Origin of the sequence: Streptomyces sp. NPDC048434 (assembly GCF_043200375.1) — a bacterium.
Taxonomy (GTDB): Bacteria; Actinomycetota; Actinomycetes; order Streptomycetales; family Streptomycetaceae; genus Streptomyces.
Genome location: NZ_JBICXQ010000026.1, coordinates 79,069 through 94,061, shown reverse-complemented (window position 1 = coordinate 94,061; position 14,993 = coordinate 79,069). Strand labels below are relative to the sequence as shown.

Annotated in this window: 14 protein-coding genes; 8 read left to right on the top strand and 6 right to left on the bottom strand. The window is 70.4% G+C overall.

From position 1 onward, the window contains the following. Nucleotides 1–14 precede the first annotated feature (14 nt). From ACGFWI_RS28050 to ACGFWI_RS28025, 6 genes are all read left to right on the top strand, one after another. The gene (locus ACGFWI_RS28050; RefSeq protein WP_393908817.1) at nucleotides 15–455 is read left to right on the top strand and encodes a DUF6278 family protein; all 441 of its coding nucleotides are present in this window, start codon (nucleotides 15–17) and stop codon (nucleotides 453–455) included. Nucleotides 456–632: 177 nt separating this feature from the next. Further along, nucleotides 633–1,376 carry an amino acid ABC transporter ATP-binding protein gene (locus ACGFWI_RS28045; protein ID WP_393908816.1) on the top strand — a complete coding sequence of 248 codons (744 nt, stop codon included), beginning with the start codon at nucleotides 633–635 and terminating at the stop codon, nucleotides 1,374–1,376. 14 nt (nucleotides 1,377–1,390) lie between these two features. Beyond that, a complete protein-coding gene (locus ACGFWI_RS28040; protein WP_393908815.1) occupies nucleotides 1,391–2,320 on the top strand; it encodes a glutamate ABC transporter substrate-binding protein in 930 nt (309 codons plus the stop codon). A gap of 19 nt (nucleotides 2,321–2,339) precedes the next feature. Further along, on the top strand, nucleotides 2,340–2,984 hold the full coding sequence (locus tag ACGFWI_RS28035; protein ID WP_393908814.1) for an amino acid ABC transporter permease: 645 nt from the start codon (nucleotides 2,340–2,342) through the stop codon (nucleotides 2,982–2,984). Further along, the gene (locus ACGFWI_RS28030) at nucleotides 2,981–3,844 is read left to right on the top strand and encodes an amino acid ABC transporter permease (protein WP_393908813.1); all 864 of its coding nucleotides are present in this window, start codon (nucleotides 2,981–2,983) and stop codon (nucleotides 3,842–3,844) included. The genes ACGFWI_RS28035 and ACGFWI_RS28030 overlap by 4 nt, the downstream gene beginning before the upstream one ends. A 344-nt stretch (nucleotides 3,845–4,188) precedes the next feature. Beyond that, entirely contained in the window at nucleotides 4,189–4,722 is a 534-nt protein-coding gene (locus tag ACGFWI_RS28025; RefSeq protein ID WP_393908812.1) for a hypothetical protein, read from the top strand. A gap of 155 nt (nucleotides 4,723–4,877) precedes the next feature. On the opposite strand, the gene ACGFWI_RS28020 is transcribed toward ACGFWI_RS28025, so the two are convergent. Beyond that, nucleotides 4,878–6,479, bottom strand: a complete 1,602-nt coding sequence (locus ACGFWI_RS28020; RefSeq protein WP_393908811.1) for an alpha/beta fold hydrolase — start codon at nucleotides 6,477–6,479, stop codon at nucleotides 4,878–4,880. A 320-nt stretch (nucleotides 6,480–6,799) separates the two neighbouring features. On the opposite strand from ACGFWI_RS28020, the gene ACGFWI_RS28015 reads away from it, so the two are divergent. Continuing rightward, complete coding sequence (locus ACGFWI_RS28015) at nucleotides 6,800–7,639, top strand: class I SAM-dependent methyltransferase (protein ID WP_393908810.1); 840 nt, start codon at nucleotides 6,800–6,802, stop codon at nucleotides 7,637–7,639. Between the two features lie 57 nt (nucleotides 7,640–7,696). Here the strand turns inward: ACGFWI_RS28015 and ACGFWI_RS28010 are convergent, their stop codons facing one another. Beyond that, entirely contained in the window at nucleotides 7,697–8,524 is an 828-nt protein-coding gene (locus tag ACGFWI_RS28010; RefSeq protein ID WP_393908809.1) for an alpha/beta fold hydrolase, read from the bottom strand. Nucleotides 8,525–8,626: 102 nt separating this feature from the next. Between ACGFWI_RS28010 and ACGFWI_RS28005 the strand changes: the two genes are divergently transcribed. Beyond that, on the top strand, nucleotides 8,627–9,955 hold the full coding sequence (locus ACGFWI_RS28005; protein ID WP_393908808.1) for a PLP-dependent aminotransferase family protein: 1,329 nt from the start codon (nucleotides 8,627–8,629) through the stop codon (nucleotides 9,953–9,955). A 21-nt stretch (nucleotides 9,956–9,976) separates the two neighbouring features. On the opposite strand, the gene ACGFWI_RS28000 is transcribed toward ACGFWI_RS28005, so the two are convergent. The 4 genes from ACGFWI_RS28000 to ACGFWI_RS27985 all read right to left on the bottom strand — a co-directional run bounded on the left by ACGFWI_RS28000 (nucleotide 9,977) and on the right by ACGFWI_RS27985 (nucleotide 14,967). Beyond that, on the bottom strand, nucleotides 9,977–10,276 hold the full coding sequence (locus ACGFWI_RS28000; protein ID WP_393908807.1) for a hypothetical protein: 300 nt from the start codon (nucleotides 10,274–10,276) through the stop codon (nucleotides 9,977–9,979). A gap of 224 nt (nucleotides 10,277–10,500) precedes the next feature. Further along, a complete protein-coding gene (locus tag ACGFWI_RS27995; protein WP_393908806.1) occupies nucleotides 10,501–11,589 on the bottom strand; it encodes a glutathione S-transferase family protein in 1,089 nt (362 codons plus the stop codon). Nucleotides 11,590–11,665: 76 nt separating this feature from the next. Continuing rightward, the gene (gene ligD, locus ACGFWI_RS27990) at nucleotides 11,666–12,637 is read right to left on the bottom strand and encodes a non-homologous end-joining DNA ligase (protein ID WP_393908805.1); all 972 of its coding nucleotides are present in this window, start codon (nucleotides 12,635–12,637) and stop codon (nucleotides 11,666–11,668) included. A gap of 53 nt (nucleotides 12,638–12,690) precedes the next feature. Then, the gene (locus ACGFWI_RS27985; protein WP_393908804.1) at nucleotides 12,691–14,967 is read right to left on the bottom strand and encodes an MMPL family transporter; all 2,277 of its coding nucleotides are present in this window, start codon (nucleotides 14,965–14,967) and stop codon (nucleotides 12,691–12,693) included. Nucleotides 14,968–14,993 lie beyond the last annotated feature (26 nt).

Sequence of the window (14,993 nt, the reverse complement as noted above, 5' to 3'; positions counted from 1 at the left end):
GGACCCTGCAGACCATGAACATGTCTTTCCTGGACAGGTGGCGCAAGCGGCAGCATGCACATCGGTCCGTGCCGCTCGCGGAGTCGGTGCGCGCCGATCCCGAAAGTGTCGTGGAGCTGCTGTCCGAGTGCGAGCTGCTGCGGGCCCAGGCCGCCACCGCGGGCGTGGAACTGGACGACTCCGTACGGTCGTTGGAGGCGCTGGACCAGGTGCAGCCCGTATGGCGGGACGACCCGGAGGTGCTGCCCTGGCTCGGCAACGACGCCGGTCTCTACCTCGGCACGGTGCTGGTCCGCACGGTACGCGGCGCCGTCTGGCACGTATGGCCGGACGGGCAGCCGGTGGTCCGGCTGGAGTCCGGGCGGGAGATCGATGTGGTGGCCATGGGCCATGAGTGGGCCGACGTCGGCGCGCCCGAGTTGTCGCAGGTCTACGCCGAGGTCTCCGAGACCTGACATCCGGTCGCGGAGCCCGCGGCAGCGGCCCCGCACCGGCCTCGCGGCAGGTTCATCCGTAACCCTGATTTATCCCCCCATCTCCGTGCATACGTGCGTGTCAGGGAAGAAGCGCCCTATTCCCCCCGGTAGGTTGCGGGCTCTCCGCTGTACGGATGAGAGTGGGCAGGTCTGCATATGGCCGGTGATGCGCTGATTGAACTGCGCGGGGTCAACAAGCACTACGGAAAGCTGCATGTCCTCAAGGACATCGACCTCACCGTCGGCCGCGGGGAGGTGGTCGTGGTCATCGGGCCCTCCGGGTCCGGGAAGTCCACCCTGTGCCGGGCCATCAACCGCCTGGAAACCGTCGAGTCGGGCGCCATCGAGCTGGACGGACAGCCGCTGCCCGAAGAGGGCCGCGCGCTGGCCCAGTTGCGTGCCGAAGTCGGCATGGTCTTCCAGGCCTTCAACCTCTTCGCCCACAAGACCGTGCTGGACAATCTGATGCTGGCGCCGATGAAGGTCCGGAAGAAAAAGAAGGACGAGGCCGCGCGGCGCGCCCGTGAACTCCTCGACCGGGTGGGGCTCGCCGACCAGGCCGACAAATATCCGGCGCAGCTCTCCGGCGGTCAGCAGCAGCGCGTCGCCATCGCCCGCGCACTCGCCATGGACCCCAAGGCACTGCTCTTCGACGAACCGACCTCCGCCCTCGACCCGGAGATGATCAACGAGGTGCTGGAAGTGATGCGGCAGCTCGCCCGGGACGGAATGACGATGGTCGTGGTCACCCATGAGATGGGCTTCGCCCGCTCCGCCGCCAACCGTGTGGTGTTCATGGACGACGGCCGCATCGTCGAGGACCGCACCCCCGAGGACTTCTTCACCGCGCCGCGCAGCGAACGGGCGAAGGACTTCCTCTCCAAGATTCTCAAGCACTGAACGGGGGTGCCGTGATGCCGCACAGCCACTCCTCGCCCCTGCGTCGTGCCCTCGTGGCCGTCGTGCTCGCCGTGCTCGCACTAGCCCTCGCCGGCTGCGGCCGCGAAGGCAGCCCGCCGGTCAAGGGCCCCAAGGGCAGCGAACTGCCCCAATACCCGGTCGCCAAGCACTTCTCCCTGCCCGCCTCCCCGACCTGGGTGAAGGCCAAGCGCCGCGGCCATCTCGTCATCGGCGTCAAGGAGGACCAGCCCTACCTCGGCGAGAAGGACCCGGCCACCGGCCAGTACACCGGCTTCGACATCGAGATCGCCAAGATGATGTCCGCCGCCCTCGGCTTCCCGCCGCACACCATCGAGTTCAAGACGATCGCCTCCGCCAACCGCGAGACGGCCCTGCAGAACGGCCAGATCGACCTCTACGTCGGCACCTACACCATCAACGACAAGCGTAAGAAGCTGGTGGGCTTCGCCGGGCCCTACTACATGGCCGGCCAGGCGCTGCTGGTGCGCACCGACGAGAACGACATCAAGGGGCCGCAGGACCTGGCCGGCAAACGGGTCTGCTCGGCGGCCGGCTCGACGCCGTACCAGCGCATCCAGGCCGATTACCCCAAGGCCGTGCTGGTCGCCTACGACACCTACTCGGTGTGCGTCGACAACCTGCTCACCTACCAGGTCGACGCGGTCACCACCGACGACGCGATCCTGCTGGGCTACGCCGCCAAGGTGCCCGAGGAGCTGAAGGTGGTCGGCAAGCCGTTCTCCGAGGAGCCGTACGGCATCGGCGTCCCCCGGGGCGACAACGCCCTGCGGTTCGCGCTGGACGACGCCCTCGCCGCGAACGAGAAGAACGGCAACTGGAAGAAGGCGTACGACGCGACTCTCGGCCTGTCCGGAGTGCCCGCCCCCGAGCCGCCCCCGATCGACCGCTACCGGGCGACCTGAGCCGCGAAGGAACTGACCGATGAACGTTCTCCTCGACAATCTCTCCCTCTACGGGCAGGGCCTGCTGGGCACGGTCGAGCTCACCGTCTTCGCCTCGCTGCTCGCGCTCGTCCTCGGTTTCCTGATGGCCGCGTTCCGGGTGGCGCCGGTCGGCTCGCTGCGGGCCTTCGGCACGGCATGGGTGACGGTGCTGCGCAATACGCCGCTGACGCTGCTGTTCTTCGCGGTGGTGCTGGGCCTGCCGCGCTTCGGCGTCGTCCTGCCCTTCAAGCTGTTCGCGATCCTCGCGCTGGGCTGCTACACGTCCGCCTTCATCTGTGAGGCGGTGCGCTCCGGCATCAACACCGTGCCGGTCGGGCAGGGCGAGGCGGCCCGGAGTCTGGGCCTGACCTTCCCGCAGACCCTCGGTGACATCGTCCTCCCGCAGGCCTTCCGGTCCGTCATCCCGCCCATCGGCTCCACACTGATCGCGCTCGCCAAGAACTCCGCGATCGCCGGTGCCTTCAGCGTCGTCGAGCTGCTCGGGGTCTACAAGCCGCTCAACGAGAGGGGCTACAGCATCATCTGGACCTTCGTGTGGATCGCCGTCGGCTATCTGATCGTCACCCTGACCATCAGCGCGATCTTCAACGTGCTGGAGAAGCGCTTCGGAGCCGCCCGATGACCACCGCCCTCTACGACGTCCCGGGCCCGCGGACCAGACAGCGGCACCGGCTCTACGGCCTGGTCTCGACGGTGGTGATCCTCGCCCTGATCGGCTGGATCATCTACCTCCTCTTCGCCACCGGCCAGTTCACCGCGGCGAAATGGACTCCCTTCACCTACAAGGGAATTCAGGAGCTTTTGCTGCGGGGCCTCGGCAACACCCTGAAGGCCTTCGCCCTCGCCGCGGTACTGTCGCTGGCGCTGGGCGGCGTGCTGGCGACCGGCCGGCTCTCCGCGCACCGGGTTGTGCGCTGGGTGTGCACGCTGCTGGTGGAGTTCTTCCGCGCCATGCCCGTACTGGTCATGATCTTCTTCATCTATGTGGCGCTGAAGGCGGAGCCGCTGATCGCCCTGGTCGCCGGACTGACGCTCTACAACGGCTCGGTGCTCGCCGAGGTCTTCCGTACCGGCGTCAACTCCGTCGACCGCGGCCAGCGGGAGGCCTCCTACGCACTGGGCATGCGCAAGACGCAGGTCATGACGCATGTCCTGGTGCCGCAGGCGGTGCGGGCGATGCTCCCGGCGATCATCAGCCAGCTGGTGGTCGCCCTGAAGGACACCTCGCTCGGCTACCTCATCACCTACGAGGAGTTCCTGCACGCCGGCAAGCTGATCGCCTCCAACCTCGACTACGACCTGCCGTTCATCCCCGTCGTCATGATCATCTCGCCGATCTACATCGGGATGTGCATGCTGCTGTCCTGGCTGGCCAACTGGGTCTCCAAGCGTCAGCGGCGCAACCCCAAGGTGGAGGCCGTCGAGGTGGCCGCCCCGGAACCGGGCACCTTGCTGCCGGGGAGCCATCAACCGCCGACGTGAGGGCCGGCAGCCGTGACGGTCGCACCGAGGTGGTACTCGGCCGCGATCTCACGGATGGCGGTGACGGCGGACCCGGTGGTGGGCAGGTGAGGGTGCGGAGGGTGGTTCCCCGTACCCGTGATCATTCCGTAGGTGCAGCTGCCGTGCGCGCGGGAGGTGTCCGGCCGGGCGGGCAGCCGGTGGGTCCGCCGGGACGCCCGGTTCCCCCCTCCGGCGGAGGATGGCAATGCCCGGGTGCCCTCCGGGCATGAGGGAGCGTCAGCCGGCAGCGCGATGTGGCGTTGTGGGGGCCCGTGGAACCGTGTCGGTGAGCACTTTTCCGACCCCCTGTGGAGGCACACGTCATGTCCGCAAGCACCGTCCCGCACGAGGTCGCGGCCGCCGAAGTCCCGCGTCCGTCACTCCGTGCCCGCCGCGCCGCCCACGCCTCCGCGCTCTCCGCCACCCTGGGCTTCATCCCGCTGCACGCCGTATGGGCGCTGGGCATTCCCCTCTGGGCCGACGAAGAGAAGTTCAGCGACTGGTACGACCTCGGCGGCGGTCCCTATCTCTTCGTGCTCAGCGCACTGGCCCTGTTGGCCGGTGTCCTGGCGCTGAGCCTGGTCCGGCCCTGGGGGCTGGTGTTCCCGAACCGGCTGCCGTTCGTCGGAGGCCGCAGAGTCCCCCGCCGGACGCTGGCCGGCACGGCGTACGTCGCGTCGGCCGTCCTGCTCCTGTACACCGCCTGGGCCGCCGTACAACTGCCCCTCCACTTCGGCGACGACGGCGTCTTCAGCCCCTGGATCGTCGTCTACGGGATCCCGCAGTTCCTGGTCTGGGGCATCGGCCTGCTCCTCGCCGCGCAGTCGTACCGTGCGCGGACGGCGGCGGAGCGATGACTCGGACGGCGGCGGAGCTGTGACGAGGAGGGCACCGCGGCGATGACGCGGCAGGGCCGGGGAGCGCGGACGACGGGGCGGGAGAGTCCGCTCCGGCGTCTTGCGAGGCACCGCGTCGAACGCCGCGGTGCCTCGCCCCGATCCTCAGACGGTCTCTACTCGCGCACCGGCACCGAGACATACGACGGATCGTTCGCCGGGGAGGAGAACGTCAGCCGGGCGCCGCTCGGATTGTGCTCGATGTACAGCGGGTCGACGGTGTCCACGACCACCGCGAGCCGGTGGCCGGCCGGGACGTCGTAGGCCGTGGAGAACAACTCCAGGTCCACGCCGAAGGGCTGGTTCGGCGTCTTGCCGTGGAAGGTGTACGGGGCGTGGGTGACCAGCTTGCCGATGCCGAGCGGGCCCACGTCGTAGAGGTAGGCGATGGCGGTGCCGCTCTCCGCGGTGCTGGTCATGGTGGTGTGCAGCCGTGTGGTCCCCCTGACCCGCTGCCCGGTCCCGTAGCGCTCGGACTGCCAGACGGCGGCCAGCGGGCGCGGCAGCAGCGGGATCGAGGCCATCGGCGGCAGCCGGAGGAACTGGTCCAGCATGCTGGAGAGGAAGATCAGCCCGCCGTCGGCGCCGGAGTCCCAGTTGGTGTGGATCTGCTTGCTGCCGCCCAGCTCGATCTTCCGCTGCGTGGACGCCACGTCCTGCCAGCTCTTGTAGCCCTCGTACGCGCCGGTGGAACGGGACTTGAGCAGCACCGGCGACTCGCGGTCGATGCCGTTGTCCGCGCCCTTGAGGTAGTGGTCGAACCACCGCTGGGTGTTGGTCCAGGTGTCGTTGGGCAGCCCGAACAGCCCGAGCCCTTCGGCCGTCGCATGGTCACCCGGGCGGAACTCCAGCCGCTTGGGGCCCTTCAGCTTCTCGTAGAAGTCGGCGTACTCGTTGGGCGGGAACAGGGAATCGCCCCATGCGTTGCCCAGCATGATGGCGGCGCCATTGGCGTTGATCTTGTTGAGATAGGTGGCGGGGGAGCGCTTCCGCCCCCACGCGATCATGTCCTGCTCCTTGGAAAGATTCGAGGAGAGGAAGTCCTTGAGGATCGTGCGGAGTTCGGGGCTGGGGCGCCCCGTCAGCTCGCCCGTCCCGCCGAGCATCGCCGCCGCCTGCCGGTGCTGGGTACGGCCGCTGTAGATCGAGCCGATGAGATCGCCCCAGCCGCTGAGCGCCGCAACCACCTTGATCCGCTTGTCGAACGCGGACGCCAGCAGGCTGATCCCGGCACCGTAGGAGACCCCGCCCATGCCGACCTTCTGCGGATCGGCCGGTGTGTGGGCCAGCGCCCAGTCGATGACCTTCGACGCATCGGCGACGTCCTTCGGACCGGCGGTATCGATCTGTCCGCCGGACTGCCAGAAGCCGCGTGAGTTGTATCCGACGACGACATAGCCCGCGTCGGCCAGCTTCTTGGCCTGCGCCATGTACTCGATCTGCGGCATCGACCAGCTGGTGGGCAGCACGATGACCGGGTAGCGCCGGGTGCCGTCGGCACCGGCCGGAGTGAAGACGTTCGCCTTGAGGGTGGTACCGCCGTCGCCCTCGATGTCGACGAACCTCACGGAGGAGGCGCCCGACGCTGCTGCCGTGGGGGCGGATTCCGGCGCCGCCGCCTCGGCGGTGGCCGGCGCGCCGGCGAGAACCGTGGTGGCGAGTGCCGCCGCGGAGACGGTGCTGACCGCGGCGCGCAGAGTCGTACGGGAGGGCCTCATCTTCTGCTCCAGATCTCGATGCGGGCCGGCCGCACGCTGTCCGGAGACAGGAGGGGCGTACGGCGACCCGATGTGACTGGAGAGTAAGGTCCGCTTCTTACCTGAGGTAACCCATCGGTAGGTTACGGCTGAGTAACGCCCTTGGGAACATGGGGAGTCGGTGGTGCGGGAGCCGGTGGGGGGATCGGCGAGGATGGTGCCGGTCGCGGCGATCACCGGTCGCCGCAATCGAGTTGGCGAGCCGGTCGCCGGGCCGAGGCGTCAGGCCGAGGTACCGGACCGAGGTGCCGGTCGTATTGCCGGCCGGGGGAGGAGGAGCGGTGCCTGGGACGCCGTTCGATGAGAGTGAGCGCCGGGCCTGGGCGGGGAGCGCGGCCGCGTACGAGGCCGGATTCGGCAGGCTCTGCGCCCATCCGGTCCCGCAGTTGCTGGACGCCGCGGGGGTGGCCGCGGGCTTGCGGGTGCTCGACGTCGGGACGGGGACGGGTTCGGCCGCCGCGGCGGCCGGTGCGCGCGGTGCCCGGGTCGTTGCCGTGGATGCCGAGCCCGATATGGTCCGGCGCGCCGCCAGCGCCGTCCCCGACGCGTGCTTCCATATCGCCGCACTACCGCAACTGCCCTACAAGGACGGACAGTTCGATGCCGTCGTCGGCAACTTTGTGGTCAATCACGTGGGACGGCCACGGGCGGCCCTCGATGAGCTGCGCCGGGTGACCCGGCCGGGCGGCCGGATCGCGCTGACGCTCTGGACGGCCCCCGCCGCGCCGGGACAGGCGTTGCTCGGCCGCGCCGTACAGGCGGCCGGTGTGACCCGCCCGTCGTCGCTGCCCGCGCTCGCCCCCGAGGACGACTTCCCGCGCACCGAAGACGGCCTCGTCGGCCTGCTGCGGGGCGCGGGGCTGGCGGACGCGGCCTGCCGTCCGCTGTCCTGGGACCACCGCACCACACCGGAGGAGTGGTGGAGCGGCCCGGCGGCAGGAGTGGCGACCATCGGCCGGATCGTCCTCGGCCAGGAGGCGGCCGTGGCCGAGCGCATTCGCCGGCAATTCCTCGTGCTGGCACAGGAGTTCACCGACGGCGACGGCCGGCTGGTGCTGCCGCACACGGCGCTGCTGGCGTCCGGGCGGGTGACCGGGCCCGGCCCGGCCGTCATGCGATGACCCGGAGGTTTCCGGGGCCCGGCCACCAACGCCGTCGGGTGCGGGCCACGGTGGCGCTCAGCCCTGCGGCGCGGCCGTCGCTGCGGTCTTCGGCAGCGAGCGGAGGAATGCGTCCAGCGCCGCGTTGAAGGCGTCCGGCCGCTCCAGATTCGGCATATGGGCCGCGTGTTCAATGATCGTCAGCCGGGAATCCGGGATGCGCTCGTGGATGTCGCGGGCGTCGCTCACCGGGGTGTACGCGTCCTCCGTGCCGACCACCACCAGAGCCGGCACCGCGATGCGCGACAGCAGCTCGGTGTAGTCGGGGCGCTCGGCGCGGCCGCGCAGTGCGGCAGCCGCACCTTCGGGGGCCGTGGTGGTCATCATTCCCAGGACGTGCGCGGCGACGTCCGGCCGGGAGGCAATCGTGTGCGGGGAGACCATCTTGTCCAGCACCTCGTGGGCATAGCCGTCCATGCCCTCGCGGAGCAGGCGCTCCGCCATGTCGTAGCGTGCGGTCCTGCCGTCCTCGGTCTCCGCCGCGGCGAAGGTGTCGGCGAGGATCAGGCCCCGGATCCGTTCCGGGTAGAGCCGGTAGCACTCCATGACGATCTGGCCTCCCATGGACAGGCCGCCGAGGACACAGCGCTCGATCCCGAGATGGCCGAGCAGGTCGATGACGTCCCGGGCGAACGCCGCCAGCGGGGTCTTGCCGGGGACCACCGTGCTGTCGCCGTAGCCCCGGAGGTCCGGGACGATCACCCGCCGGCCGGTCCGGCTGAAGTGCTCGGTCTGCGGGTGCCACATCGAACGGTTGAAGGGGTGCCCATGAATGAGCACCAGCGGCTCGCCGCTGCCCTCGTCCTCGTACCCGACAGTGATCTCTTGGTGAACGACCGATCCCATGGGGCGCGTCTCCTCTGCAGTGGCTTGACTCCTCGATGCTATAGAGGGCAATCTCTCGGCACAATGTTAATAATGCACTCGGTGCAATGTGGGAAGTGACCGATGGACGACTATCGCGCGATTGCCGATGAACTCGCGGCCGACATCGCGGCCGGCCGGATTCGCCCCGGGGACCGGCTGCTGCCGCTCCGGAGGTTCGCCAGAAACCGGCGCATCGCCAGTTCGACGGCGGCCCGGGTGTACCGGGAATTGAGCCGACGCGGTCTGACGGTGGGGGAGGTCGGCCGCGGTACTTTCGTCCGCACCGCCGAACCCCCGGTCGAGCCCGCCCTGGCCGAGCCGGGTGAGGCCCGGGTCGACCTGGAGATGAACTTCCCCGTTCTGCCGGACCACCCCGCGCTCCTCGCCAAGAGCCTGGAGCATCTGCTGCGCCCCGACGCGCTGGCCGCGGCGCTCCGTCCGGTGGGCGCCGTCGGCACGGCCGTTGCCCGCCGGACCGCGGCCGCCCACCTCGCCCGCGCCGACTGGGCGCCGGACCCCCGGCAGCTGCTCTTCGCGGGCAACGGCCGGCAGGCGATCGCCGCGGCGATCGCCGCGCTGGTCCCGGCCGGCGAGCGCCTGGGCGTCGAATCGCTCACCTACCCCGTCGTGAAGGGCATCGCGGCCCGCCTCGGCGTCACGCTCGTCCCCCTCGCCATGGACGAGCACGGTCTGACCCCCGATGCGCTGCGGGCCGCCGCTCCGCTGCGCGCCGTCTATCTCCAGCCAGCCCTGCACAACCCGCTGGGCATCACCATGCCCGACCGGCGTCGCACGGAACTCGCCGCAGTTGTGCGGGAGTTGGGCATCCAGGCCATCGAGGACGCCATCTACGGATTCCTCCGCAACGACCTGCCGCCCCTCGCGGCACTCGCGCCGGAGCGCACCGTGGTCGTCGACAGCCTGTCCAAGCGGCTCGCGCCCGGACTGTCGCTGGGCTTCCTCACGGTGCCCGCGGGTGCCACCCAGGACTTTGCGACGGCCCTCAGGTCGGGGACCTGGGCGGCCTCCCGCTTCGCGCTCGACGCGGCCACCCGCTGGATGGCCGACGGCACCGCGTCGGCCATCGAGGAGGCGAAGCGCGACGATGCCGCCGCACGCCAGCGGATCGTCACCGAAAGACTTGCCGGCTTCCGGGTCCGGGCCGACCCGCAGGCGTATCACTGCTGGTGGGAACTGCCGGACCCATGGCGGGCCGACACCTTCGTCGCCGCCGCTGCCCGCCGCGGCATCGCGGTCACACCGTCCGGGGCGTTCGCCGTCGGTCCGGGCCATGCGCCCAACGCCGTACGTCTGGCGCTCGCCTCGCCGCCCGTCGGCGTCTTGGCCGAGGCGCTCGATGTCCTGGCCGGGCTGGCGCAGGGGACGCCGGAGGACACCGCGCCGGAGTGAGGGCAGCGCCCGCGGGGCGGTTCAGGTGCCGCTCATCAGCTCCCCGAGTCCGGTGCGCAGGTCCTTCGCGTTCATCACCGGCTGGAGCGAGACCTTTGCGTGCAGGTCCATGAAGAAGGATTCGAGGAGGGTCGGCATCTGCGATGACTCGCTCATGTCGAAGTAGAAGAAGGCGGTGCGCTCCCCGTCGTCGAGGGTGAAGTAGGCCGCCTCCGGCTTCAGGGCCGCGATGGCCGACTCCATGATCTTCGACAGCTCGCCGTTCTGGATCAGTTCATTGCCTGTCTGGGTAGGTATCCGGGCTTTCAGGACCATCCTCATCGGGTTCACTCCTCGTGTGGAGTGCGTGGATCGCGTGGGGCGGGTGGATCGCCGGGCGGGTGGAGTGCGGCGGCGGGCCGGGAGCCCGCGCGTTCGGCGGGTGCGCGGGCAGCCCGGACGCCAGGCTTGTCCTTGTCTGTCCCTGTCTGTTCTCAGGGTCTCATGCTGCGGGAGCGGCGGCTGGATCCGGCCGCCGCCGGCGGGCGCGCGGGCCAGGGACCGTTTCAGAAGCCGGCCGGCAGGGGTTCGGGGCGTCCGCTGGGCGGGACCTCCTCGGCCGGCGGTACCGGGCCGGGCGGGGTGCCGTCGCCGAACGGCCGTCCGCCCAACTCCTCGCGGTAGTGCGGGGTCAGCCAGCCGGCGAGGTCCGGTCCGAGCGGGACGACGCCGGTCGGGTTGATGCCCGTGTGCACCCGGTAGTAGTGCTGCTTGATGTGGTGGAAGTCGACGGTGTCGCCGAAGCCGGGGGTCTGGTAGAGGTCCTTGGCGTAGGCCCACAGCACCGGGTCCTCGGCCAGCTTGAACTGGTTGCACTTGAAGTGCCCGTGGTAGACGGCGTCGAAGCGGACCAGGGTGGTGAACAGCCGGATGTCGGCCTCGGTGAGGGTGTCGCCCACGAGGTAGCGCTGGTCGGACAGCCGCTCGGACAGCAGGTCCAGGCGCCGGAACAGGTCGTGGAAGGCGGCCTCGTAATCGCTCTGCCCGGTGGCGAAACCGGCCCGGTACACGCCGTTGTTGACGTCCCGGTAGACGCCCGCCATGACGACATCGATCTCCTCGCGCAGCGGCTCGGGGTACAGATCGGGTGCACCGGGCCGGTGCAGCGCCTTCCACTCCGTCGCGAAGTCCAGGGTGATCTGCTGGTAGTCGTTGGTGACGAGCCGGCCGCTGGGTACGTCGACGACGGCGGGCACGCTGACGCCGCCCGGGTAGTCCTTCTCGCGGGCGTCATAGGCCTCGGCGAGGAAGCGGATGCCGAGTACCGGGTCGCGGCCGTCCGGCTCCAGGGTGAAGCGCCAGCTGCGGTCGTCCTGGATCGGGTCGGTGAGGGCCAGCGAGATTGCGTCCTCCAGGCCGAGCAGCCGTCGGGAGATGACGGCGCGGCTCGCCCAGGGGCAGGCGCGGCTGACCACCAGGCGGTAGCGGCCGGCCTCGACCGGCCAGCCGTCGCGGCCGTCCGCCGTGATGCGGTCCGCGAAGTGGCTCTTGGAGCGCTTGAAGGGCTGTTTTCCGTACGCCGCGTTGCCGTCGGTGGTGCCGTTCGATGCGCTGTCCGTGGTGCCGTCGGTGTTGCTGTCGGTGGGGTGGGGCATCACCGACTCCTTCCGTCTGCCGTTGCTCGGACTCCTCGGGGCGAGCCTTCCCGGCGCGGCGCCGGTATCCCCTCGCTCAGCCGAGGTGGGTGAGATCGGGACGCAGCCGGTGCCAGATCGGATGCCGCAGCCGGCCGGCCGAGGTCCAGCCGCTGAGCGTGATCTCGGCGACGAGCCGGGGCTCGGCCCAGTGAGCCGCCGGTGCGTCCACGGGGTTGACGAACGGGGAGTGGTCGAGCGGGATCACTCCCAGGTATTGCGCCAGCTCCTGGCGCTCCCGGTCGGACAGCCCCGAGCCGACGGAGCCGACGTAACGCAGCCCCGAGGGTTCGGCGATACCCACCAGAACGGAACCCGGCAGGCCGGCCAGCCCGCCATGGCCTTCGGTCCAGCCCCCGATGATCACGTCGAGGGTCAGCAGATGCTTCGTCTTGCGCCACTCGGGTGACCGGACGCCCGGCAGATACGCGGAGGCCAGCCGCTTCGCCACGACACCTTCGAGACCGCCTTGCAGCGAGGCCTCCCAGGCCTGCTGACCGTGGCCCTCCACATACCCGGGCGCCGACCAGCTCGGGCCGCGCAGCCGCAGCCCGGACAGCAGGCGGCGACGCTCGTAATACGGCGCACCGAGCAGCGATCCGTCCAGGTACATGAGGTCGAAGAGGACGAGGTGCACGGGGTGCTCCATGGCCAGCCGGGCCGTGCGGCGCGGGTTCACCACGCCCATCCGGCGCTGCAGCAGCCCGAAATCGGGCCGTCCGCGCGCGTCCAGCACCACCACCTCACCGTCGAGCACCGCGGACCGGCCCCGCAGCTGTTCGCCCAGCGGCGCCAGTTCCGGGTAGGTCGAGGTCGCGTCGTTGCCCGCCCGGGTGACCAGCCGGATCGTGCCGTCGCCAGGAGTGTTGACGATGCAGCGCGCACCGTCCCACTTGGCCTCGAAGGCCCAGGCCGTCTCCTCGTGCTCGGCAGGCAGCGGGCCGACCGTGGCCAGCATCGGCCGGATCACGGGGTACGAGGCCGAGCCACGCTCGGCGGACGGGGCCATATGTCGATGATCGTCGGATCGGGGGGCGCTCGCAGATCGGAGGCGGGACCCGGTCAGGCCGGGCCGGCCCCGGGGACCTGTTCGTCGCCCTCGGTACGCACATGCGGCAGGATCCGGTCCAGCCACCGCGGCGTCCACCAGGCCGCCCGGCCCAGCAGCGTCATCACCGCGGGGACCAACAGCAGCCGGACCACGGTGGCATCGATCAGCACGCTCACGGCCAGGCCGAGGCCCAGCATCTTCACCACGACGTTGTCGCTGACGAGGAACGCGGCGAACACGCTCACCATGATCAGCGCGGCACAGGTGATTACCCGGGCGGTGATCTCCAGCGCGTGCGCCACGCTCGCCTTCGCATCGGCGGTACGCAGCCATGCCTCGTGCACCCGCGAGAGCAGAAAGATCTCGTAGTCCATGCTCAGCCCGAAGACGATCGCGAACATCATCATCGGCACATAGCTCTCGATCGGCACCCGGCCCGAGACGCCGAGCGCCGGACCGCCCCAGCCCCACTGGAAGACCGCCACCACCACCCCGTACGAGGCGGCGATCGACAGGACGTTGAGCACCGCCGCCTTCACGGCGACCAGCACACCGCGGAAGACGATCAGGATGATGACGAAGGCGAGGGCGACGACCACGGCGATGATCAGCGGGAGCCGGCTGGCGACGAGGCCGAGGAAGTCCACCTGGCCGGCCGTCGTGCCCGTCACATAGCCGTGCGCATCGGTGCCGCGTAGGGCCTGCGGCAGGAGGTCGTGCTTGAGGCGGTTGACCAGCTCCGTGGTGGCCGCGTTCTGCGGGGCCTGGGCGGAGTACGCGGTACCGGTCAGCACCGCGCCGTCCGAGGTGGTCTTCAGCGGGCTGATGAAGGACGCGCCCGGCACATCCGTGAGCACCTTCTGCGCCTGCGCCGCCAGCGTCGGGCGGTCCGCCTGCGGGACGGCGGACTCGTCGATGACGAGGGTCAGCGGGCCGTTGGAGCCCGGTCCGAACGCCGAGGACATCAGGTCGTAGGCGCGCCGGTCGGTGAAGGACTTCGGGTCGGCGCCGTCGCCGATATGGCCGAGCTGGATCGAGAAGACCGGGAGGGCCAGCACGATGATGACGAGCACCCCGCCCGCCAGATACCACCACGGGCGGCGCGCCACCCGCTGCGCATACCGGTGCCAGGTGCCGTGTGCCTCCTCGCCCGGCGCGGCGTCCGTCTCGGCGATCGGTCTGCGGACGTGGAACCGGTCGATGCGGCGGCCGATCAGCCCGAGCAGTGCCGGTACGAGGGTGAGCGCGCCGAGCACGGCGGAGACCACGGTGATGGCGGCCGCCACCCCCAGTTTGCCGATGAAGGAGAGGCCCGAGACCCAGAGCCCCATCAGCGCGATGATGACCGTGCAGCCGGACACCAGGACCGCGCGCCCGCTGGTGGCCACGGCCTTGCCCGCACCGGTGACCGGGTCCGCGCCGTCCATGAGGTTCTGCCGGTGCCGGGTGATCAGGAACAGCGCGTAGTCGATGCCGACGCCGAGGCCGATCATCGTGGCCAGGGTGGGGGAGACGGTGGCGAAGACGAACGCGGCGGCGAGCAGCCCCAGACAGGCCAGACCGCAGATGGCGCCGATCAGCGCGGTCAGCAGCGGCACCCCGGCGGCCAGCACGCTCCCGAAGCCCACCAGCAGCACCAGGATCGCCACCGCGAAGCCGATCACCTCGCTGATCAGGTCATTGGGTTCCGGCCGGGCCAGCTCGCCCAGCGGCCCGCCGTACTCCACGTCCACGCCCGCGGAGCGCAGCGGCCGCACCGCCGCGTCGACACCGTGGAGATAGTCCGGGTTGAGGGTGGACGGCTGGACGGCGAACCGCACCGTGATGTACGCGGTGCGGCCGTCGGTGGACAGTGGGCCGACGTTCGGTGTGCCGGACGGCGGTGTGGCGGGTGATGTGCCGGGCGGGGGCAGCGGGTTCTGTGCGGAGAGCACCTCCGGCAGCTTGCCCAGGGCGGTGACGGCGCTGTCGATCTGGCTGCGGAATCCGGTCAGCGGCTGGGCCGAGTCGTGCAGCACGATCTGGCTGCTGTAGCCACCGGCCTTCGGCTCGTGCTCCTTGAGGACCTCGCGGCCCTGTGTCGACTGGACACCGGGCAGCGCGAAGTCGTCGGAGTACTCACCGCCGTACGCGCGTTGCAGCAGCTGGAGTCCGGCCAGGGCGACCAGCCACAGCACGATGACGAGAACGCAGTGCCGGGCACACCACTCGCCGGTGCGCCGCAGCGCTCCCTTGGGGCGGCGCGGGGCCGGTGCGGCGGGAGCGCTCGGGGTCTTCGGCAACGACATGCGTGCTCCCGATGCGGGCCGTCGCT